Genomic DNA, 22,407 nt, shown 5'->3' on the forward strand with positions numbered 1-22,407 from the left:
GCCCGATGTTTGATAAGGCTCGAAAGCGATATCACTGAGTTGGACGGTAGGCACCTTACTTTGGCATCATTCGATAGTTTATGTGGCATTTCTCCACCTAATGTGGGCCGACATAAGAAGTTGAATGAGCAACTGCGCCAGTTTAATGCAGATTCCATGCCAACATTAAAATTAAAATCATAACTAACTGTTTTTACTTTATAAAAAGTTAAACGTAACGTTTCAGCGACCAAACGCCTTATTTTCCGGTATGAGTGAAATTTATTTTTTGTCGCCAATTAAAGACACCTAAAATCATGCAAATAAAAATAGATTAAAATCAAACAGTTAAATGTCTCCTTTTTGAGACACCTATAACGCATGTTTGTCGGGTAATTGAGACAACGAAAAACAGAGTTAAATTTGTGACAATTTACCGAGTTAAAATTTTCACATCTGAGTTATCAATGGTCCATATTTGCCCCACATATGGCCTTTATCAGCAAATGATGTATTATTAAGAGGCAACAAGGTTTCTATCCGGAGGACAATATGTATCAAACCCCAAATTCGCGAATTACGACAGTCTCTGCGTTTAAAAAAGAACTAGCTTCTATGGATGTATCACAGCCAGTCACAGTAACCCAAAACGGGGAGCCGCTATATGTGGTTCAAGATCCTGTTCAGTTTGAAATGCAGCAAGAACAAATGGCATTGCTACGCCTGCTATCTTTTGCTGAAAAAGACATAAAATCTGGACGAATCGTGTCATCCAGTGAACTACGAAATAACTTACGGAACTTAGCAAACGGTGATAGTAAATAAAATTGAATATACTCAGACGTTTGAAAACCAGCTTCATGAACGTTTTAACTATTTAACCAGACATATCGGCGCAGAAACATCTTGGGAAATACTGGAAACCTTTTTATACAGCTTTGAAGCCCGTGTTCTTAAACATCCTAAAAGTACTCCACTATGCGAGGAAACGGCTGATATAGGGTTAACCAGCTACCATGACTATGTGGATACTAAATTGCAACTTCGAGCGATCTACAAAATAGATGAAGCCAACCATACCGTAATTGCTACACTGTTCCTAAATACACGACAGAATTTACGCCAAGCACTGATCCAATACTGCCTGCGTAGAGACTGAACTTCTGACATTCTATTAACCAAAAGGGAGAGCGATTTTTGCTCACCCTTTTGGTATGAATTGAAAGTGTCCTTCAACTAGTTTAACTCCATTATCGCTATTTACTTATCTTGCAATACTACCCTAACTACTTACGAGCATTACGGAAAATTCGCGGCCACGGACCATCTTCGTTCCATTCATTTAGATGCTATAAATTTCTGACAATGTGCTTTGGAGTTCCATAAAAATATACTCAAACTTAAATTATCATTAAAAAATTCTATTTTTTAACATTTTTTAGATGAAAAAAAACACCAAAATGTATAATATGCACTCAATTTAGACTATATTTTTATGAATACTATTTAAAAAACATCTTAAAAATGCGCCAAAAATGTCTTAAAAACATCCGAATTAAGCTTATTTAATACAAATTCCACCTTACACTATTGCCTGATTAAACTATTCGAGTTGTAAATTTAATTTTATGTTCTAGCATTATTGGAGGCTTCCACCTATATCGAGTTATGAGTAATATTCACTATGCAACGATATTTTTATTAATTAGGAAAGGGTAAATAGAAATGAAAGTTATTGTTATTGGAGCAAGCGGTACGATAGGAAAAGCAATCTCGGAAGAATTAGAAAAAAATCACGAAATCATTCGTGCTGGAAGGAATGGTTTAGATGTTATAGTTGATATCACTTCCATTGATAGCATTAAGCGTATGTATGAAAAAATTGGAAAAGTTGATGCTGTAGTCAGTGCAACAGGTAGCGCGCATTTTGGATCAATTTCAGAATTAACTCCAGAGTTAAATGAAATAGGAATCAACAGTAAACTTAAAGGCCAAATTAACTTGGTACTGTTAGGGATGGACTATATTAACGATGGCGGAAGTTTTACTTTAACAACTGGAATTATAATGGACGACCCTATCCGACAAGGAGCATCAGCAGCTATGGCAAATGGCGGTGTCAAGGCATTTGTAAAATGTGCAGCAATTGAAATGCCAAGGAGAATACGCATAAACAGCGTTAGCCCTAATGTCTTACAGGAATCATTGGATAAATACGGTGAGTTTTTCCCAGGTTTTAACGCTGTTCCTGCAAGCCGTGTAGCTCTTGCTTTTAGGAAAAGTGTCGACGGAGCTCAAACCGGACAAAACTACGAAGTTTATTAATTTAGAAAAAAGAATATAAATAACGTTTCATCATTCTGCTACACATGGCCTTCTTCAACTCATTATTTATTATAGATAAAATTATGAGCAGTATAAGATGGCAGGCGACTTCTGCCCTGCCTGCGCCGAATCTATTTTGGATGCTGCGGAATCGGAACGCGTCATGTGCGAAATGCAGACATTCTCGAAGCAAGTCAACGCGGCCATAGTCGATCCTAAGTTCATTGCCAGAGTACGTAAGAAGCTCGCGCTTGATCAGCGGGAAGCTTCTGAAATCTTCGGCGGCGGCATCAATGCTTTCTCGCGCTATGAAAACGGCAAGACCAAGCCATCTCTAGCTTTAGTGAAGTTGCTTAAAGTGTTGGATCGTCACCCCGATTTACTCTCTGAGGTCAGGATGATGTGATTCTTGCTATTCGTTCTATTGGACTCCAACCCCTTATTATAGGTCTATCCTCAAACAACACGACTGGGATCGAAATCGGTTTATCTATCAACTTCGTATTCGACAAAACCAGCTCATTTCCATACGTTCAATATATAAGTTTAAAAAATTTGTATAATTATATTAGCCAAAACGTGAAAAACCTTTCTATCTAGATTCATTACCAGGCCATCCAAACATAGCCGCTTATACCTCTGGATGGAACGCTAAAACAAATAAAAAAATGGCTTCAATTGTGATCTTATATCAATTACGAAATAAAGAATCTCAATGAAGCCAATCAATACTATCGTTTAAAAAACCACCTGATTACCCTAACTGCTTACGAGCATTACGGAAAACTCGCAGCCACGGGCCATCTTCGCTCCATTCATTTGGATGCCAGGAGTTATTCACCGTGCGGGATACCCTTTCTGGATGCGGCATCATCACGGTTGCTCGACCATCAAGGCTAGTCACTGCGGTAATGCCATTCACTGAACCATTTGGGTTAGCTGGATAGTTTTCCGTGACCTGACCATAGTTATTCACATAACGCAGCGCCACTAACTGGTTGCTTTCAAGCATCTCAAGATGCTGTCTATCACGGAATTCCACTTGCCCTTCCCCATGAGAAACCGCAATCGGTATACGAGAACCTACCATATCTTGCAAGAACAGCGACAGACTGTCCGTAATTTCCACCAAACTGAATCGTGCTTCAAAACGCTCTGAACGGTTACGGACAAAACGCGGCCAATGTTCGGCACCTGGGATCAACTCCCGCAAGTTAGACATCATCTGGCAACCATTACAAACACCAAGCGCCAAGGTATCAGGTCGTGCAAAGAAAGCCGCAAATTCATCACGAACACGCTCATTGAACAAAATTGATTTCGCCCAACCTTCACCTGCCCCCAACACGTCACCATATGAGAAGCCACCACAAGCAACCAGTGTCTGGAATTGGCTCAATCCAATGCGCCCAGACAACAAATCACTCATATGAACATCAATCGCCTCAAAACCTGCTTGGTGGAACGCCGCGGCCATTTCAACATGGGAGTTAACACCCTGTTCACGCAGTACAGCCACCTTCGGCCTTACCTGCTGCAAAATGTAAGGCGCTGCAATATCTTCTGAAATATCAAAGGTCAGTTTTACATTCAGTCCAGGGTCCTGATTATCTTGTTTAGCCTGATGTTCTTGATCTGCACACTCCGGGTTATCGCGCAGACGCTGCATTTGCCATGTGGTTTCTGCCCACCATAAACGCAAAGTACTGCGATTCTGACGATAAACTTCAGTGTTGCCGCTAAAGATCACAAAATCATCACCTGCTTTGGCTTTACCCAGATAATGCACGCAATCGGCCAGACCATGTTCTGCCAAAACGCTGTCAACAAATCCTCTATCCGATGCTCGAATCTGAACCACCGCGCCCAACTCTTCGGTAAAGAGCGCAGCCAGAATATCTTCATCAAACACGCTGATATCAGCTTCAATGCCACAGTGCCCGGCAAAAGCCATTTCAGCCAACGTTACCAATAAACCACCATCAGAGCGGTCGTGATAAGCCAGTAATTTTTGTTCCGAAATCAGTTGCTGAATAGCATTAAAGAAACCAGCCAATTGCTCAGCACTACGTACATCCGCGGTTTTATTACCCAGTTGACGGTAAACTTGCGCCAATGCGGTACCGCCCAATGCGTTCTTTCCTTGACCCAGATCGATTAATAACAACACATTATCTTCATCGGTGGAAAGCTCCGGCGTCACTGTACGGCGTACATCTTCCACTCTGGCAAAAGCGGTAATCACCAGTGACAAAGGCGCCGTCATCTCACGCTCCTCGCCTTGGTCATGCCAACGGGTTTTCATCGACATGGAGTCTTTACCCACCGGAATAGTCAGCCCTAACGCAGGACACAACTCCTCACCCACCGCTTTAACCGCCGCATACAAACCGGCATCCTCACCGGGGTGACCCGCAGCAGACATCCAGTTAGCTGAAAGTTTAACGCGTTTCAAATCCTGGACATAAGCAGAAGCGATATTGGTCAGGGCTTCACCAACCGCCATACGAGCGGAGGCAGCAAAATCCAGTAGCGCGACCGGCGCACGTTCACCCATAGACATTGCTTCGCCATAGTAGCTATCAAGGCTGGCAGTGGTAACAGCACAGTCCGCAACCGGGATCTGCCACGGTCCAACCATTTGATCGCGGGCCACCATGCCAGTAACAGAGCGATCGCCTATCGTGATCAGGAAGGTTTTTTCTGCCACCGCCGGCAAATGCATAATGCGTTTCACCGCTTCCGCCAGATCAATATCCCGACGCTCAAGGCTTTCACCTCTCGCTTTTAATGTATTGACATTACGCAACATTTTTGGCGTTTTACCGAGCAGTACATCCAGAGGCATATCGATTGGCTGGTTATCAAAATGTTCATCATTAAGCAGCAAATGACGTTCCTCTGTTGCCTCGCCGATAATGGCATAAGGCGCACGCTCACGCCGACAAATCTCTTCAAACAGCGGAAGTTGTTCCGGCGCAACGGCCAGTACATAACGCTCTTGTGACTCATTACACCAAACTTCCAGCGGACTCATCCCCGGTTCATCATTGAGAATTTTACGTAACTCAAATCGTCCGCCGCGGCCACCATCACTGACCAACTCAGGCATCGCATTGGAAAGCCCACCCGCGCCAACATCATGAATAAACAGAATCGGGTTGTTTTCGCCTAGCTGCCAACAGCGATCGATCACCTCTTGACAACGGCGCTCCATTTCCGGGTTATCCCGTTGAACCGAAGCAAAATCCAGATCCGCGTCAGATTGCCCCGATGCCATAGAAGATGCGGCCCCGCCACCCAAGCCAATATTCATGGACGGGCCGCCAAGCACAATTAGTTTTGCGCCAACGGAAATTTCACCCTTTTTGACATGTTCATCACGAATATTACCGATCCCACCCGCCAGCATAATGGGTTTGTGATAACCACGTAATTCGCTGCCGTTATGACTGTTTACTTTTTCTTCATAGGTACGGAAATAACCCAACAACGCCGGACGGCCAAATTCATTATTAAATGCCGCGCCCCCTAAAGGGCCTTCCACCATGATATCCAAGGCGCTGACAATACGCTCAGGCTTACCGAAATCCTCTTCCCACGGCTGTTCAAAACCCGGTATCCGCAGATTGGATACCGAAAATCCCACCAGACCCGCTTTCGGCTTAGCGCCACGACCGGTCGCCCCTTCATCGCGGATTTCACCACCAGAACCTGTCGATGCCCCCGGCCAAGGCGAAATCGCAGTCGGGTGATTATGGGTTTCAACTTTCATCAGAATATGGGCCTGCTCCTGATGGTAATCATATGAACCGTTTTCCGCACTGGCAAAGAAACGGCCAACAGCAGATCCCTCCATCACCGCGGCATTATCTTTATAGGCTGACAGGACATAATCAGGTGTCTGCTCATAGGTGTTTTTAATCATTTTAAACAATGATTTAGGCTGTGCCTGATCATCAATAATCCAATCAGCATTAAAGATTTTATGACGGCAATGTTCTGAGTTAGCCTGAGCAAACATATAAAGCTCTACATCTGTTGGATTACGCCCCAATTTCTGGAAAGCATCCATCAGATAATCAATCTCATCCGAGGCCAACGCCAATCCAAGTTCAATATTGGCGGTTTCTAACGCACCGCGTCCTGCTTGCAGAATATCAATGCGTTTTAACGGAACGGGTTGCTGACGAGAAAACAATTTCTCCGCCTGTTCCAATTGAGTGAAGACCGTTTCCATCATCCGATCATGCAGCAATGATGACAATATTTGCCACTGTGCATCACTCATTTCACTACTCTGGATGTAATAAGCCAGGCCACGCTCCAGACGCACAACCTGGGACAGGCCACAATTGTGAGCAATATCCGTTGCTTTGGAAGACCACGGGGAAATCGTTCCCGGACGAGGTGTCACTAACAACAACGCACCTTGGGGTTCATGCTCAGCCAGCGAAGGTCCATATTTTAATAATTGTTGTAACTTCGCTGAATCAGCATCACTCAAAGGTGCATTAATCTCTGCAAAATGAACATATTCGGCATAAATATCATCCACCGGAAGTTGCTGTTCTTGACATACAGAAAGGAGTTTAGTGATACGAAATGCAGATAAAGCAGGTGAGCCACGCAGAATTTTCATAGTAATCAATTCTCTCATCTTAGAAGCAAAGCTTAATAGATGCCTAAGGGGAAATGAACCCATTATAGAGGATTGTCACCCACGACGAAACCGTTTGCGTGACGATTATTAAAGCCTCTTATTCTATCGCCGGACCATACAAATAGTATCAATTAAGTTGCACAGCCAGTTTTTGTTCCGCAAAATGCTCAATCACTGGAAATTTAACCATAACAATATAGCGCGTTTCCACATAGCACCATACCGCGTCACACAGAGATAACCGTTTGAATAATATAAAAATAAATTATTTCGTTATCATTGTTATCGCTCTTTTTTCTGCCGCTATCATCAGTCTGAACATCAGTTGGCCGAATAAACAGCAGGAGCAGATGAACAGGATTATGACCAGAGGAGAGCTACGGATCAGCACCATTAGCTCACCTCTGATTCACCTTACCAGTAAGAAAGAACCCAATGGATTTGATTACGAGCTGGCAAAACGCTTCGCTGATTACCTTGGCGTCAAATTAGAAATTAAATTTAGAACAAATATTAATCAATTATTCGATGACCTGGAAAAGGGTGAAGCTGATTTTCTGGCCGCTGGCTTGACCTATCATCAAGAAAGATTGGCTCAAACCCGCGCAGGTCCAGCTTACTATTCTATCTCTCAACAACTGATTTATCGCAAAGGAACTCCACGCCCTCGCTCTTTTAAAGACTTAAAAGGTAAACTGCTAGTCGCTTCTGGTTCTGCTCATGCCAGCACATTGAAAAAGCTAAATACAGAATTCCCAAAACTCGAATGGGAGGAGACACAGCAATATAACACTCGCGAGCTACTGGAACAGGTATCAGAAGGTAAACTGGATTATACATTAGGCGACTCAATTAATGTCTCGTTGCAACAACGTACTCACCCTAATCTGGCCGTTGCTTTTGATGTTAGCGAAGATAACCCGCTGACATGGTATTTAAAACGCATTGACGACTACAGCCTTTATGCTGCCATGCTGGATTTTTTCAGCCAGCTAACGGAACAAAATGTCATGCCGCGATTGGAGGAAAAATATTTTGGTCACGTCAACTCATTTGATTATTTCGATACACTCTCTTTTTTAAGCGCCATCAATAATATTCTGCCTACCTATCGGCCACTATTTGAAAAATATTCCGGTGATATCAGTTGGCAACTACTTGCTGCCATTGCCTGGCAAGAGTCTCATTGGGACCCACAGGCAACCTCGCCCACGGGTGTGCGTGGCCTGATGATGTTAACCAGTCAGACGGCTAAAGGGTTAGGCGTTATTGATCGCCTTGATCCGGAAGAGAGTATTAAGGGAGGCGCGATCTATCTGCAAGATCTAATGAAACGACTACCCGAAAATATTCCTAAAGACGAGCGTATCTGGTTTGCACTGGCTGCTTACAATATGGGTTATGGACATATGTTAGATGCTCGCAAATTGACGGCATCACAGAAAGGAAATCCTGATAGTTGGCTCGATGTCAAAAAACGGCTGCCGCTATTAAGCCAGAAAAAATATTATACAAATACCACCTATGGCTATGCCCGTGGACATGAAGCTTATCGCTATATTGAAAATATTCGCCGTTATCAGCTTAGTTTAGTCGGATATTTACAGGCCAAAGAAAACCGGAAAAAATTAATTTTCCAAGAAAACCAACCAAAATAAGTAAACAAATATAAGGCTCTAAGAAGTCAATTACAGCCATTATATATCCTCAGTTATATTATGTTTGACAGCTAATCCAACTAATCATATTAAATTCGTCAGGACACTATCTCTCCCAAAGGATAAATCATGATTAATTTAGATATTAACGAACAAAATAAAATTATGGTCGTCAGCAGCCATGTATTTAGTCCGACGACGGCGAATGGTCGCGCCTTTACAGAGTTAATAGAAGCATTAAAAAAGAACAATTTCGCTGTTATCCTGGCTGCGACATTTCAAGATGGCATAGCCACAGTTTGTTCTGATTCTTCACTATGCTGTATTTTTGTTGATTGGACTTCAGGAGATAATAACTATGAATCTCATAAACAAGTCCTAGAATTACTGAAAGAAATACGCAAACACAATACAACCATTCCGGTATTGTTGACTGCGGAATATTCCAGCATCGACACGCTGACGCTTGAAATCATGGGATTGGCAGATGAATTCGTCTGGATGCTTGAAGACACGGCTGGATTTATCGCCTCTCGCGCCAGTTCACTAATTAAGAAATATTATGCCCAATTATTACCGCCTTTCACTCGTGCATTACTGCAATATACTCAAGAATCACCGGAATATTCCTGGACTGCGCCGGGACATCAAGGCGGTGTCGCGCTGACTAAGACGGCGGCAGGAAGAGAATTAATTAATTTCTTTGGGGAAAACTTATTCCGGAGTGATATTGGCATAGAAAGAAAAACACTTGGCTCACTGCTAGATCATACAGGTGCGATTAAAGAATCAGAAGAATATGCAGCAATGGTTTTTGGCGCGCATCAAAGTTATTGCGTTCTTAACGGCACTTCGGGTTCTAACCGTATTATCATGGGAGCCATTATTGGCGAGAAAGAGATTGTTATATGCGATCGCAATTGCCATAAATCCATTGGACAAGGTTTAATAATGACTGGGGCTTTGCCCGTATATCTTATTCCTCAACGCAATCGCTATGGCATTATTGGTCCCATACCCAGAGATCAATTTCAACCAGAATATATCCAACAAATCATTGATGAACATCCGTTAAAAGCGATCGCGATAGACAGTAAACCTGTTTATGCGGTCGTGACCAACTGTACTTACGATGGAATATGTTATCACGCAGAACAAGCACAAAATTTACTAGCAAAAAGTGTTGATCAAATTCACTTTGATGAAGCTTGGTTTGCTTATGCTCGTTTTAACCCTATGTATAAACACCGTTATTCAATGCGTGATGACCCAAAAGATTTTGACAGTCATGGCCCGACAATATTTGCCACTCAATCTACGCATAAGATGTTGGCAGCATTATCACAATCATCGTATATCCATATTCGCAATGGTAAAAAACCCGTTGAACATTCTCGTTTCAACGAATCTTATATGATGCATTCTACAACTTCACCGCTATATTCGCTGATCGCCACTAATGAAATTGGCGCTGCCATGATGGATGGCCCACAAGGGCAAAGACTAATACAAAATGCGATTAATGAAGCCGTCGACTTCCGTCTGACATTAGCAAAAACCCATCATCAATTTAAACAAAAAGATGATTGGTTCTTCTCGCCCTGGAATGCCAGAGAGATTATCAGCTCAGATAACGGTAAATTAATTCCTTTCCATGAAGCAAACAAAGAACAATTGGCAACAGATCCTGCCTGTTGGGTATTAAAAGAGGGAGATAAATGGCATGGATTTACCAATCTATCAGAAGAATGGTGCCTGCTAGATCCGACAAAAGTCGGTATTTTGTGCCCAGGAATGAATGATAATGATGAATTGCTGGAAAATGGCATTCCAGCCGAAATTCTTTCCGCTTATCTCAGTCAGCATGATATTGTGCCGGCACGTACCACCGATTTTATTGTTCTTTGCCTGTTTTCTATCGGCGTCACCAAAGGTAAATGGGGAACGTTGATCAATGTATTGTTGAATTTTAAGAAACACTATGACGCTAACACTTCACTTAAACAATGTTTGCCAAAACTCGCGAAGCAATACCCTGAATATTATGAAAATATGGGGCTAAAAGATATTTCGGATAAAATATTTGCGTATATAAAACAATATGAAATAGATATTGAGCAAAAGAAATCATTTAGCCAATTACCTGAGATAGTGAAACTGCCCCGACAAGCACACCTTGATCATATGGGAGGCCGTACTGAACATATACCGCTTAATGAACTGGCAGGGCGCATATCGGCTGTTAGTGTCATTCCTTATCCGCCAGGTATACCAATAATCCTACCGGGAGAACGTTTTGGCGATGAACATGCTCCCCGGTTACAATATATTCGCCAGATCGGTGAATGGAATAAAAAGTTCCCAGGCTTTGAAAAAATCCTGGAAGGTGCAGAGATGATAAACGGCGAGTACCATATATGGGTACTAAAAGAGTGAGTCAATAATATCTATTGATTTTCTTCCTGCTGTTTTCTGGCGGCTTTTACTGCTTTATGTTGCAGCCGACGTTGTTTGAAAAAAGCGCTCAACATCGTCGAACATTCCTCAGCAAGCACGCCGCTGGTAATATCAATTTGATGATTCATGCCAGGATGGCGCAATATATCAACCAAAGAACCTACGGCGCCAGTTTTCATATCACTGGCGCCATAAACCAACCGCTGTATTCGACTATGTATCATGGCGCCAGCGCACATAGTGCAAGGTTCGAGGGTGACGTATAAGGTGGTATTTATCAAACGATAATTGTGTAACTGCTCTCCCCCTTTACGTAACGCAATAATTTCAGCATGAGCGGTAGGATCATGCGCAATAATAGATTGATTCCAACCTTCCGCAACGATTTTATTATCAGCAACCAATATAGCGCCAACAGGTATTTCCCCCTGTTCTTGCGCGTTCATTGCTCGTTCTATCGCCTGCTGCATCCAATATTCGTCACTATATATTTCAATCACTACGGTATCTCATTTGATTACATCAGGGGCAATTATAACGATTTGTTTTACCTGTTTTCCAGATATATTTTCTTATTAATCCATTGGGAATATACCCTCGAGATAATTTTATATATCCATTATTACTATAATATCCAAAAAATTAATAGGAAAATATATAACACCGTTCTATTCCATGACATTAACATATTCCATTTCAATAATAAGCCGAAACAAGTTCGGCTTATTATTCATTCTAAAACATTAATTAAAAACCAATTGCGAAATAATCTCCATATACATAAGTATCATTAGCAGATAACTTGATTTCAGTTCCATAAGCGTTAACTGTTCGCGCAGCAACCCAAGAATCAAAAGTATTCAACGTTCCGTTAGGTGCTGCTGACATCGGAAATATCCAATCACCAACAGGTGACATAAAAACTTTCAAACAACCACGCTTAAAAGGTGTTGGTAAAACAACCTTGTTTCTCGCTAACGGAGTAAAATTATGTCTTCCCCATTGAAGTATTAATCCACCAGGCAGTTGTTGATAACCATTAGGTGATAAGTTACCAGGAAGCTGTTTATTCATATGACACTGTAATGAATCAGTAAACGTCTGATTAAGGGTTGCCAAATCACCATTATCCAAAACATCCTTGCCACACTGCGTGGACATAAAATTAGCCACAACAGAGGCTATTGTTGATGACTGACGTAATGCTTTATTTAATACATGCGTGGTGAGACCTACTGGAGGAAATCCAGTCTGCAACTCTGGACTATTTTCATATAAATATTGAGACACCACATTAGCACCATCTTTAATAGAAAATGCTTTAAAATCATTTTTATTACTCATTTATTCCCCTTACAAAAAAATAATATATTTCATTTACTAAAAGCTTGCTTACATAAGAATTTTAAAATACAAAGCTAACATCTGTGTGCAAACAATCAATCTATTTTAACCATTATATTATTAAAGAAAATACACCAGAAAATTGTAATAACAAGGAAACAATATGATGATGGAACATAAATTTAATTAAAAATAGGATTTCAAGAGTTAATTATATTTTTCCAATATAGAAAGCATTATTTAATATCACTGATACTTCGGCACGAAAAATAATAAATCATCTAACCCTTTTTCATCTCTTTCTGTCCCCATATTATTCCAACCTCCAGTATAAATCTCTCAGTATAGAAACTATTGAAAATAGTTTCTATAAATAAGACATTAATAACTTTGATATATTTTCGACCAAAAAAATATTGAATATTTATTACTACCAACCGCACATAATACACATAAATAGTCAGAATTCTGAGTTATAAAAGTATTTCATTATTCTTTTTACGAACTAAACTATAAATGGCAGGAAATTATTTCTACAACGACTCAATGTACTAATCATCAAATACATCATTTAACTCGAGGAAAATGTATGAGCCCCAAGAATGATTTTAAAGCTTTTTCTACTAGTAGTAATGCTAACGTAGTGAGCCAAGAAAGATATGAAGAAAGCCTGAGTTTGTATTCTGGATTTCCCCCAGATAATGTTCCCACTCACTTATTAAATAAAGTACTACGTCAATCGTCAACAATAGCTTCTATTGTGGCTAATTTCATCGCGACACAATCTGGCAGTGATATTCTCGATGATGGTGATACCGCTAAACTCACTATCCAATTAAATAAAGCGTTAGAACAAAAAATTACAACACAAATTCCCGATGCCTCATTAGTACAGAAAGGTGTTGTTCAACTTACAAATGTGGTTGGCAATAGTAATACATTGGCTGCAACTCAGAAACTTGTCTCCGATATAAATGATAGAATTAATCAGATTCCAAATATGTCGTCTTTCACTGCAAATTTAACTCAGAATGGCTGGCAAAAATTACCGTCAGGTTTAATTGAAATGTGGGGAATGGGTAATGCTTCTTATGGTGGATATTTGAATAATTTTCCAATACCGTTTCCAAATAAATGTCTTAATGTCACATTAACTCATTTTGGTTATGGCCCTCAGTCAGCAGGCATATTTTCAGTAATCGTAGAAAATCAACAGCAGTTCAAATGTTATAGAGGCATAAATGACAGCCAACCTTATGTTCTGACATATTTTAGAGCAGTAGGATATTAATTTAATAAAATCAAACCACTACAATTACTTCATTAAAATTAGCGGAAAATTATAAACAATAAAACCCATGTATTCAGTATATTAGATATGGAATTATTTTTACAATAATTCCATATATTATTTATAAAGATTATCACTTAACTTTAGGAGTATAATATGAACCAATAAAAACATAAAGAAAGTTAGAGTTTGAAGACTGGGTTTGTACCCGATTATATTACCACTAAGTTAATACTGGATATATCCTCTATACTTATGGAACATAATATAAAACAAATATAATAACCTAACCAAAAGACAAAATTATAATACTTTCGTAGCTAATATTTTTACACCATGTATTTTAACAATACTTATGAAAGATATTTAAAATTTCCTAAAATAATTTCCTAAAATAAATAAGATAAAATAATTTCCAGACGTGAAATATAAACATCTTGAATATACTTTCGATAACAATATGTTAAACGATTTATTGTCATCAGTCATATATAAATAATCAATCACTTAAGTTATAATAGAATCTTACGCTCCTCTTTTTGGAGTAGACTATAATTAGAATCAATCTCGATAAATTACCTATACTATAACTTAACATATTAATTATAACATAATATTATTTAAGGAAAGTGTATATGAGTCCCAAGAATGATTTTAAAGCTTTTTCTATCAATAATAATGCCAATGTAGTGAGTCAAAAAGAATATGAAAAAAGCCAGAATTTACAAACTGGATTTCCACCAGAAGATATTACTACTCACGTGCTAAATAAAGCATTACGTCAATCGTCAACAATAGCCTCTGCCGTGGCTGATTTTATCGCGACACAATCTGGCGATGATGTTCTGGATGATGGGGATATTGTTAAACTAATCGCCCAGTTAAATAGAGCATTAGAACAAAAAATTATAACTAAAATTTCCACCTCCGCATTGGGAAAAGCACAAAACGGCGCAGATATTCCTGATAAAAATACATTTGTGAAAAACTTAGGTTTAAATGAAGCTGCAAAAAGAGGAATAGGCGTTGGAGTTAATCAGGTTCCAGATATGTCGTTTTTCAATGCAAATCTGAATTATAGCGGCTGGCAAAAGTTACCTTCGGGTTTAATTGAAATGTGGGGAATAGCTCAAGTTAATGGTTATGGCTCTTACACGTCTGGATATTTAAACAACTTTCCAATACCATTCCCAAATAAATGTTTTAATGTCACGTTAACTCATAATGGCCATAGCCCTAACGCAGCGGGAATATTTTCAGTAATCATAGAAAATCAGCGTGAGTTTCGATGTTTTAGAAGCCCTACTAATTGGACTCCTGCTGTTATAACATATTTTAGGGCGATAGGATATTAATTTAATAAAAATCAAATTGCCATGATCATTTAATTAAAATGGCAAAAGACTATAAACGATAAAAACCATGTATTCAACGCATTAAATAAGGAATTACTTTTACAATAATTCAATATGTTATTTATAAAGTTCATCACTTAATTTAAGGAGTATAATATGAGTCCTAAAAATGACTTTAAGGCTTTTTCTATTAGTAATAATGCTAATGTAGTAAACCAAGAAAAATATGAAGACAGTCAGAATTTGAAGACTGGGTTTGCACCCGATGGTATTACCACTAATATATTAAATAAGGCATTACGTCAATCATCCACAATATCCTCTGTCGTCGCTAATTTTATCGCGACACAATCTGGTAATGATGTTCTGGATGACGGCAATATAGAGAAACTCACCGCTCAATTAAATAAGGCGCTGGAACAGAAAATAGTACCAAAAATTCCCGATGCTTCATTAACACAGAAAGGTATTGTTCAGCTTACAGATGTGGTTGGTAATAGTAATTCACTCGCTGCAACTCAAAAGCTTGTTTCTGATGTCAATGATAATGCTAACAATAGATTAGCCAAAAACCAAAATGGGGCGGATATTCCCAATAAAAATGAGTTTGTGAAAAATCTCGACTTATTGGAAACCGTCAATTTGGCGAAAAATGCTGTGCCGAATAGTAGGAAAATTAATGGTAAATCGCTGATTGGAGATATCAATTTAGAGGCTGGCGATGTGGGAGCATTTAGGCTCGGATTAACAGGAAAATATTCTGTTGATAACCAAGTTCCGTGGAATGTAGATTCAGGATCATATGACCTACTGCATCCGAAATTTAGTGATCATGTTGTGCACTTCTATAATGGCGTTGGGAGTTGTCCAGCTTTTCAGTTGAAAGTGCATTACAAAAACGGCGGTATTGCTTATCGCTCGGCGCGTGATAATTATGGATTTGAAGAAGATTGGACTAACATTTATACAACAAAAAACAAACCTACTGTCAACGAACTTGGTTTATCAGAAACCGTAGCATTGGCGAGAAATGCGGTTCCTAATAGCAGGAGAATTAACGGCAAAGCGTTAACTGAAGACATCAATCTGGTAGCCGGAGATGTGGGGGCGTATTCACGTGCGGAAGTTGACGAACGATATCAAAAGAAAGGCTCTAATCAGAGATGGCAGAAAATAGGAACCAGCAGAGATAGCGGAAGTAGCATATTACTAAGTCAGGACATAAGAGGAAGATGTATATATTTACGTACTGGTAACCCTGGTATATTTTTACCTTTACAAATGCCTCCGATCGATAATATTTTGGTTGGTACTGGATATGGATCAAAAGGGTGGCTTGTTGTGCATTCGTCAGATGGCGGATTGAGATTATCTATAGTAAACAAAGAAGATTGCCCTGATATCATAGAAATTTATATTGCTGACTAGAATTATGGGCTGCATGGCGGCCCTTTTCCCATTTATTTTTTAGGAGATAATTTATCCCCCTATCTAATAAAGATATTTACCTATATTTATCGAACAAACACAAAACAAATATAACAATCCAACCAACAGAAAAAACAATATTATTTTCATAGCAACCATTCTGACACCCTATATTTTTAATAAACCTTGTTAAAACTATTTAAAAAATTCACAAAACAGATAAGATAAAATAACTTCAAAATGTAAAATATAAACATTTCGAATATATTTTAGATTACAAGATGTTAAACGATTTATTGCCAGTAATTATACAAAAATAATTAATCATTTGATTTATAATGTAATCTTACTATCCTCTTTTTGGGGTAGACTATAATTGAAATTAATCTCGATAAATTACCTATACTATAACTCAATATGTTAATTACAGAAGAACATTATTTTATTTAAGGAAAATATATATGAATCCAAAGAATGATTTTAAGGCGTTTTCTATTGGTAATAACGCTAATGTAGTGAGTCAAGAAAGATACGAAGAAAGTCAGAATTTACAAACTGGGTTTCCCCCAGAAAATATTACTACTCATATATTAAATAAAGCATTACGCCAGTCATCCACAATAGCTTCTGTTGTAGCTGATTTTATTGCGATAGAATCTGGCAGTGATGTCTTGGATGATGGTAATACAACCAAACTTACTACACAATTAAATAAAGCGTTAGAAAAAAAAATTGCTACAAAAATTCCCGATGCCTCATTAACACAGAAAGGTATTGTTCAGCTTGCAGATGTGGTTGGCAATAGTAATACGCTGGCTGCAACTCAAAAGCTTGTTTCCAATATAAATGATAACGCTAATAAAAGACTAGAAAAAGCGCAAAACGGCGCAGATATTCCTGATAAAAACGCGTTTGTGAAAAACTTAGGTTTAAATGAAGCCGCCAAACGGCAAGTAGGAACTGGAATTAATCAGATTCCAGATATGTCGTCTTTTAGCGCAAACTTAGTTGAGAATGGTTGGCAAAAGTTACCTTCAGGTCTAATTATAATGTGGGGAATAGCACTAGTTGCTTTCGGTGGAAGTGGACAACCTAATAGCGGATATCTTAATAACTTTCCAATACCATTTCCAAATAAATGTTTTAGTATCACATTAACTCACACTGGCTGGGACCCTGGCGCAGCAGGAATATTTGGAGCAAAAGTAGAAAACCAGAGTCAATTTCGGTGTTATAGAAGTAATACTGGTTATACTCCCGCTGTTCAGACAGCTTTTATAGCAATAGGATATTAATTAAAAATAATTAATTTACTATGATGATTATTTAACTAAAATTGGCAAAAAAAAATCATGAACGATAAAAATTATGTATTCAGTGCGTTAGATCAAGCATTTTATCCACTATCATTACAACAAGATTATATTGCAGCAGGTTCATGGCCAAATGATCCTATATCTGTAACTGATGACATATTCCATCAATTTTCAGGAATACCGCCAGAAGGAAAAATACTTTCTTCTGGCGAAGATGGTCTTCCTTGTTGGGAAGATATCCCACCTCCAACAAAAGAGGAATTGATATCGATAGCAGAAGCCCAAAGAGCACAATTCATATCTCTTTCAAATGAGAAAATAACGCCGCTTGCCGATGCTGTCGAACTTGATATAGCGACAAATGAAGAAACACTATTGCTTAAAGAGTGGAAAACATACCGTGTGATGCTTAATCGAGTTGATACTTCAACGGCCTCTGAAATTGATTGGCCAATTCCTCCATTATCGTAATTAATAAAAAGGCCGGGAATAGGATAATACCCGGTCTTTATCATTTTATTGATTCTGGTATTTTGTATCTATTCAACATCAATAATCATTAAAATATTAAACCCATTCAGTAATACCACATATATACATACCCACTACAAATAATTAGAACAAATAGACTTAAATAATAGCAATTACCCAACCTTCTCAGACCACAAATGGAATTAATAAAAATTATTTTCAAATATCAAATGTAAACATTTAATATTACAAATCATTAACATATTCATTACCATCAATTATATAAAAATAGTTAACCCTATAAGCTATAAGAATATTCCATTATTCTTTTTTCTAACTAAACTGTAGCTGCCGTGAATAGGGAGAAATTATTTTTATAACAATTCACTATATTGTTTATAAAATGCAATACTTAATTGGAGAAAAATATATGAGTCAAAAGAATGATTTTAAGGCTTTTTCTGTTAGTGACAATGCAAATATAGTGAAACAAGACGCATATGAAAAAGAGCAAAAATTGCAAACTGGGTTTCCAACAGGAGATATTACCGCTGAACTGTTAAATAAAGCATTACGTCAGTCGTCAACCATATCCACTGTCGTCGCTAATTTTATCGCAACACAATCTGGCGAAGACGTTCTGGATAATGGGGATGTAGACAAACTCACCACTCAATTCAAGAAAGCCTTAGAACAAAAAAACACAACAGAAACTCGCGATGCCTCATTAACAGAAAAAGGAATTATTCAGCTCACAGATCAAATAGGCAACAGTAATACACTCGCGCCAACTCAGAAGCTTGTTTCTGATGTAAATGATAATGCTAATAATCGACTGGCAAAAGACCAAAACGGCGCAGACATTCCTGATAAAGCTGCATTTATAAAGAACCTTGGTTTATCAGATTCAACAAATATAACGATAGGGAATGGTGAAAATCAAGTACCTAATATGTCGTTTTTCACCTCTAATCTGAATCAGGTCGGATGGCAAAAATTACCTTCGGGTTTAATTGAAATGTGGGGAATAGCATCAGTTAAAGGCAATGCTTATGCCGAACCAGGTACTTTAAATAACTTTCCAATTCCCTTTCCTAATAAATGTCTCAACGTCACGTTAACTCACGTTGGTAACGCCCCTCAACATGCTGGCACATTTTCAATAATGACGGTCAATAATTCCCAATTCCAATGTTTTAGCAGTATTCCATATTTACAAATTCCTGTAGCAGCATTTTATAGGGCAATAGGGTATTAATATGAACGAGAAAAACTACGTATTTAGTGCATTAAATAAAGCATTTTATCCGCTATCATTACAGCAGGATTACATTGCAGCAGACTCATGGCCAAACGATCCCATATCTGTAACTGATAATATATTCCATAAGTTTTCAGGAATACCGCCAGAAGGAAAAATACTGTCCTCTGGAGAAGATGCTCTTCCTTGTTGGGAAGATATTCCACCACCGACAAAAGAGGAATTGATAGCTATTGCAGAAGCCCAAAGAGCGCAATTTATATCTATTGCAAATGAAAAAATAACCCCACTTTCTGATGCAGAAGAACTTGATATAGCAACAGACGAAGAAATGCTATTACTCAAAGAATGGAAAAAATACCGCGTCATGCTTAACCGGGTTGATACGTCAAATGCACCAGAAATTGACTGGCCAATTACGCCATTATCGTAATTAATAGAAAGACCGGGATTCAGGAAGAACCCGGTCTTAATCATTTTATTATTGCTAATATTACAGCAGTAAATGCTCTGTCATTATATATACCCGTCATCTTTCAAGTTGCCTCTTTGTTGGCTGCGCTCACTCACCCCAGTCACATAGTTATCTATGCTCCCGGGGATTCGCTCCCTTGCCGTCGCGATGCATCTTGAAATCCATAGGGTATAAGCTATTTTACGCCAATATTTTTCAGCTCATGCGATATTAGTAAATTATATGTCATTGGAATTTACTTTCCATAATAAACATTTCAGCATAGAAATTATTTATCACTAAAATATATGAAAAATAATTAATCCCATGAGATATAAAAATATTTAATTATTATCTTTTATCTCTAGACTATGAGCGATAGGAAATCATCCTTACAATAATTTTAAAAATGACCTATAGAACTTTAGGGAAATATATATGAATCTCAAGAATGATTTTAAAGCGTTTTCTGTTAGAGATGGTGCTAATGTGGTGGCTCAAAATTTATATGAAGAGCTTCCAGAACTACAGTCTGGATTTCCGCCAATAGGTCTTACCACTCATGTATTAAATAAGGCATTACGTCAGTCATCAACAATATCATCTGTTGTAGCTGATTTTATTTCGGCAGAATCTGGCAGTGATGTTTTGGATGATGGTAATATAGCCAAACTCACTGCACAATTAAATAAAGCGCTAGAACAAAAAATTACAAGAAAAATTCCCGATGCCTCATTAACACAAAAAGGTGTTGTTCAACTCACAGATATCATTGGCAATAGTAATACACTGGCTGCAACACAAAAGCTTGTCTCCGATATCAATAATAATGCCAATAACAGACTGGAAAAAACGCAAAATGGCGCAGATATTCCTAATAAAAATGAGTTTGTGAAAAACTTAGGTTTAGATAAAGCTGTAAACTTGAAAGTAGGCAATGGAATGAATCAGATTCCAGATATGTCGTTCTTCACAGCAAACTTGGTTAAGAATGGCTGGCAAAAATTGCCTTCGGGTTTAATTATAATGTGGGGATTAGCACAAGTTTATAACCATAGCAGCCCTCAATCTGGGTATTTAAATAACTTTCCAATACCGTTTCCAAATGAATGCGTTAGCATCACGCTAACGCATCGTGGCAATGACCCTCAAGCAGCAGGTATATTCTCAGCAACGGTAGAAAATAAGAATCAGTTTCGGTGTTATAAAAATATTAATTACCATAAACTCACTACTTTTACATTTTTTATGGCAATGGGATATTAATTAAAAAATTATTTTTATTATTTAATTAAAATTGGCAGAAAATTATGAACAATAAAAACTATGTATTCAGTGCATTAAATAAAACATTTTATCCAGTATCATTACAGCAAGATTATATTCAAGCTGGCTCATGGCCAAACGATCCTATATCTGTCACTGATGATATATTCCATACATTTTCAGGAATACCGCCAGAAGGAAAAATACTGTCCTGTGGCGAAGATGCTCTTCCTTGTTGGGAAGATATTCCACCACCGACAAAAGAGGAATTGATAGCTATTGCAGAAGCCCAAAGAGCGCAATTTATATATCTTGCAAATGAAAAAATAACGCCGCTTGCTGATGCGGTCGAACTTGATATAGCCACAAATGAAGAAACACTGTTACTTAAAGAGTGGAAAAAATACCGCGTGATGCTTAACCGGGTTGATACTTCAACAGCCCCGGAAGTTGACTGGCCAATTTCCCCATTATCATAATCAGCAAAACAAGACCGGGATTCAGGCAGAACCCGGTTTTAATCGTTTTATTATTACTAATACTACAACAGCCATAAATATTTTGTTATTATTCGAGTTGTTCTTCCTCAAAAGAATGAAAAAAATATAAAATGAAAAATAAGTTAATCTATTGAAATGTCGTTATTAATCAAAAAAAGCTGTATCAATTGTGATATGTGTGAACCGTGTAAATAAAACATTAAAAATCAATTTCTTACTTTTGTGTGTTACTTTTTGTGTTGCTAAATTTTATGCTACCAACTCGGAAGAATTGAGCTGCATAACACAAAAATAGCCATAAATGGATTAAGAAGCCGAGTGAAAAACGGGACAATAAAGTCCCAAAATTCACCCGGCTTTCATTTACTTCGGCACTTCCGGCCACTCCACATTCGGTGCTTGATCAACATCTACACGAGTCAGTAATACTCTGTATTTCTTCCATTCTAACAGAGCGGCTTTCTCTGAGTCTGTAGCGACTTCTAAGTCAACAGAGTCTTGTAGCAATGAAAGTGTTTCATTTGCTTGTTGTAACAGTGCTGCTTGCTTCTGTTTTGCTTCGTTGATTTGATGAGACTTGAGTAAGTCTTTATCAACTACCCAGTCTTTGCCGTCCCATTTGTCGAAATCGGTGGGCGG

The 22,407-nt window shown here is 38.3% G+C and carries 19 protein-coding genes; 15 read left to right on the forward strand and 4 right to left on the reverse strand.

What is annotated here, in order from left to right; translation table 11 throughout:
• The first annotated feature begins 531 nt into the window (after nt 1-531).
• The 4 genes from OO184_RS15720 (at nt 532) to OO184_RS15735 (ending at nt 2,710) form a co-directional block, all read left to right on the forward strand.
• The gene (locus OO184_RS15720; RefSeq protein WP_265379986.1) at nt 532-804 is read left to right on the forward strand and encodes a type II toxin-antitoxin system Phd/YefM family antitoxin; all 273 of its coding nucleotides are present in this window, start codon (nt 532-534) and stop codon (nt 802-804) included.
• Nucleotides 791-1,138 carry a type II toxin-antitoxin system RelE/ParE family toxin gene (locus OO184_RS15725; RefSeq protein WP_265379987.1) on the forward strand — a complete coding sequence of 116 codons (348 nt, stop codon included), beginning with the start codon at nt 791-793 and terminating at the stop codon, nt 1,136-1,138. Before OO184_RS15720 ends, OO184_RS15725 begins: the two co-directional genes overlap by 14 nt.
• 566 nt (nt 1,139-1,704) lie before the next feature.
• Nucleotides 1,705-2,304: a short chain dehydrogenase gene (locus OO184_RS15730; RefSeq protein ID WP_265379988.1), complete on the forward strand. Its 600-nt coding sequence runs from the start codon at nt 1,705-1,707 to the stop codon at nt 2,302-2,304.
• A gap of 97 nt (nt 2,305-2,401) precedes the next feature.
• Complete coding sequence (locus tag OO184_RS15735; protein WP_265379989.1) at nt 2,402-2,710, forward strand: type II TA system antitoxin MqsA family protein; 309 nt, start codon at nt 2,402-2,404, stop codon at nt 2,708-2,710.
• Nucleotides 2,711-3,058: 348 nt separating this feature from the next.
• Here OO184_RS15735 and purL read toward each other — a convergent pair whose 3' ends face one another.
• Nucleotides 3,059-6,946 (reverse strand): phosphoribosylformylglycinamidine synthase, encoded by a 3,888-nt coding sequence (gene purL, locus OO184_RS15740; protein ID WP_265379990.1) that lies wholly within the window; start codon nt 6,944-6,946, stop codon nt 3,059-3,061.
• A gap of 266 nt (nt 6,947-7,212) precedes the next feature.
• Between purL and mltF the strand changes: the two genes are divergently transcribed.
• Nucleotides 7,213-8,625, forward strand: coding sequence for a membrane-bound lytic murein transglycosylase MltF (mltF, locus tag OO184_RS15745; protein ID WP_265379991.1), 1,413 nt, complete (start codon nt 7,213-7,215; stop codon nt 8,623-8,625).
• A gap of 129 nt (nt 8,626-8,754) precedes the next feature.
• Nucleotides 8,755-11,061, forward strand: coding sequence for an Orn/Lys/Arg family decarboxylase (locus OO184_RS15750; RefSeq protein ID WP_265379992.1), 2,307 nt, complete (start codon nt 8,755-8,757; stop codon nt 11,059-11,061).
• Between the two features lie 11 nt (nt 11,062-11,072).
• On the opposite strand, the gene tadA is transcribed toward OO184_RS15750, so the two are convergent.
• Both tadA and OO184_RS15760 read right to left on the reverse strand, forming a co-directional pair.
• Nucleotides 11,073-11,582, reverse strand: coding sequence for a tRNA adenosine(34) deaminase TadA (gene tadA, locus OO184_RS15755; RefSeq protein ID WP_265379993.1), 510 nt, complete (start codon nt 11,580-11,582; stop codon nt 11,073-11,075).
• A 247-nt stretch (nt 11,583-11,829) separates the two neighbouring features.
• Entirely contained in the window at nt 11,830-12,426 is a 597-nt protein-coding gene (locus OO184_RS15760) for a gp53-like domain-containing protein (RefSeq protein WP_244161609.1), read from the reverse strand.
• A gap of 589 nt (nt 12,427-13,015) precedes the next feature.
• On the opposite strand from OO184_RS15760, the gene OO184_RS15765 reads away from it, so the two are divergent.
• The 9 genes from OO184_RS15765 (at nt 13,016) to OO184_RS15805 (ending at nt 21,747) form a co-directional block, all read left to right on the forward strand.
• On the forward strand, nt 13,016-13,717 hold the full coding sequence (locus tag OO184_RS15765) for a phage tail protein (RefSeq protein WP_265379994.1): 702 nt from the start codon (nt 13,016-13,018) through the stop codon (nt 13,715-13,717).
• A 635-nt stretch (nt 13,718-14,352) separates the two neighbouring features.
• Complete coding sequence (locus OO184_RS15770) at nt 14,353-15,072, forward strand: gp53-like domain-containing protein (RefSeq protein ID WP_265379995.1); 720 nt, start codon at nt 14,353-14,355, stop codon at nt 15,070-15,072.
• Nucleotides 15,073-15,228: 156 nt separating this feature from the next.
• Entirely contained in the window at nt 15,229-16,500 is a 1,272-nt protein-coding gene (locus OO184_RS15775) for a phage tail protein (protein WP_265379996.1), read from the forward strand.
• A 461-nt stretch (nt 16,501-16,961) separates the two neighbouring features.
• Entirely contained in the window at nt 16,962-17,795 is an 834-nt protein-coding gene (locus tag OO184_RS15780; RefSeq protein ID WP_265379997.1) for a phage tail protein, read from the forward strand.
• Between the two features lie 57 nt (nt 17,796-17,852).
• Nucleotides 17,853-18,287, forward strand: a complete 435-nt coding sequence (locus tag OO184_RS15785) for a tail fiber assembly protein (RefSeq protein WP_265379998.1) — start codon at nt 17,853-17,855, stop codon at nt 18,285-18,287.
• Nucleotides 18,288-18,717: 430 nt separating this feature from the next.
• On the forward strand, nt 18,718-19,545 hold the full coding sequence (locus OO184_RS15790) for a phage tail protein (RefSeq protein WP_265379999.1): 828 nt from the start codon (nt 18,718-18,720) through the stop codon (nt 19,543-19,545).
• A gap of 1 nt (nt 19,546) precedes the next feature.
• A complete protein-coding gene (locus OO184_RS15795) occupies nt 19,547-19,981 on the forward strand; it encodes a tail fiber assembly protein (protein ID WP_265380000.1) in 435 nt (144 codons plus the stop codon).
• 459 nt (nt 19,982-20,440) lie between these two features.
• The gene (locus OO184_RS15800) at nt 20,441-21,268 is read left to right on the forward strand and encodes a phage tail protein (RefSeq protein WP_265380001.1); all 828 of its coding nucleotides are present in this window, start codon (nt 20,441-20,443) and stop codon (nt 21,266-21,268) included.
• Nucleotides 21,269-21,312: 44 nt separating this feature from the next.
• A complete protein-coding gene (locus OO184_RS15805) occupies nt 21,313-21,747 on the forward strand; it encodes a tail fiber assembly protein (protein WP_265380002.1) in 435 nt (144 codons plus the stop codon).
• Between the two features lie 384 nt (nt 21,748-22,131).
• On the opposite strand, the gene OO184_RS15810 is transcribed toward OO184_RS15805, so the two are convergent.
• Nucleotides 22,132-22,407, reverse strand: a 276-nt coding sequence (locus OO184_RS15810) for a tail fiber assembly protein (protein ID WP_265380003.1), incomplete at its 5' end; no start/stop codon positions are given.

The sequence above is a fragment of the Photorhabdus aballayi genome (genome assembly GCF_026153155.1).
In the GTDB taxonomy this organism is placed as follows: domain Bacteria; phylum Pseudomonadota; class Gammaproteobacteria; order Enterobacterales; family Enterobacteriaceae; genus Photorhabdus; species Photorhabdus luminescens.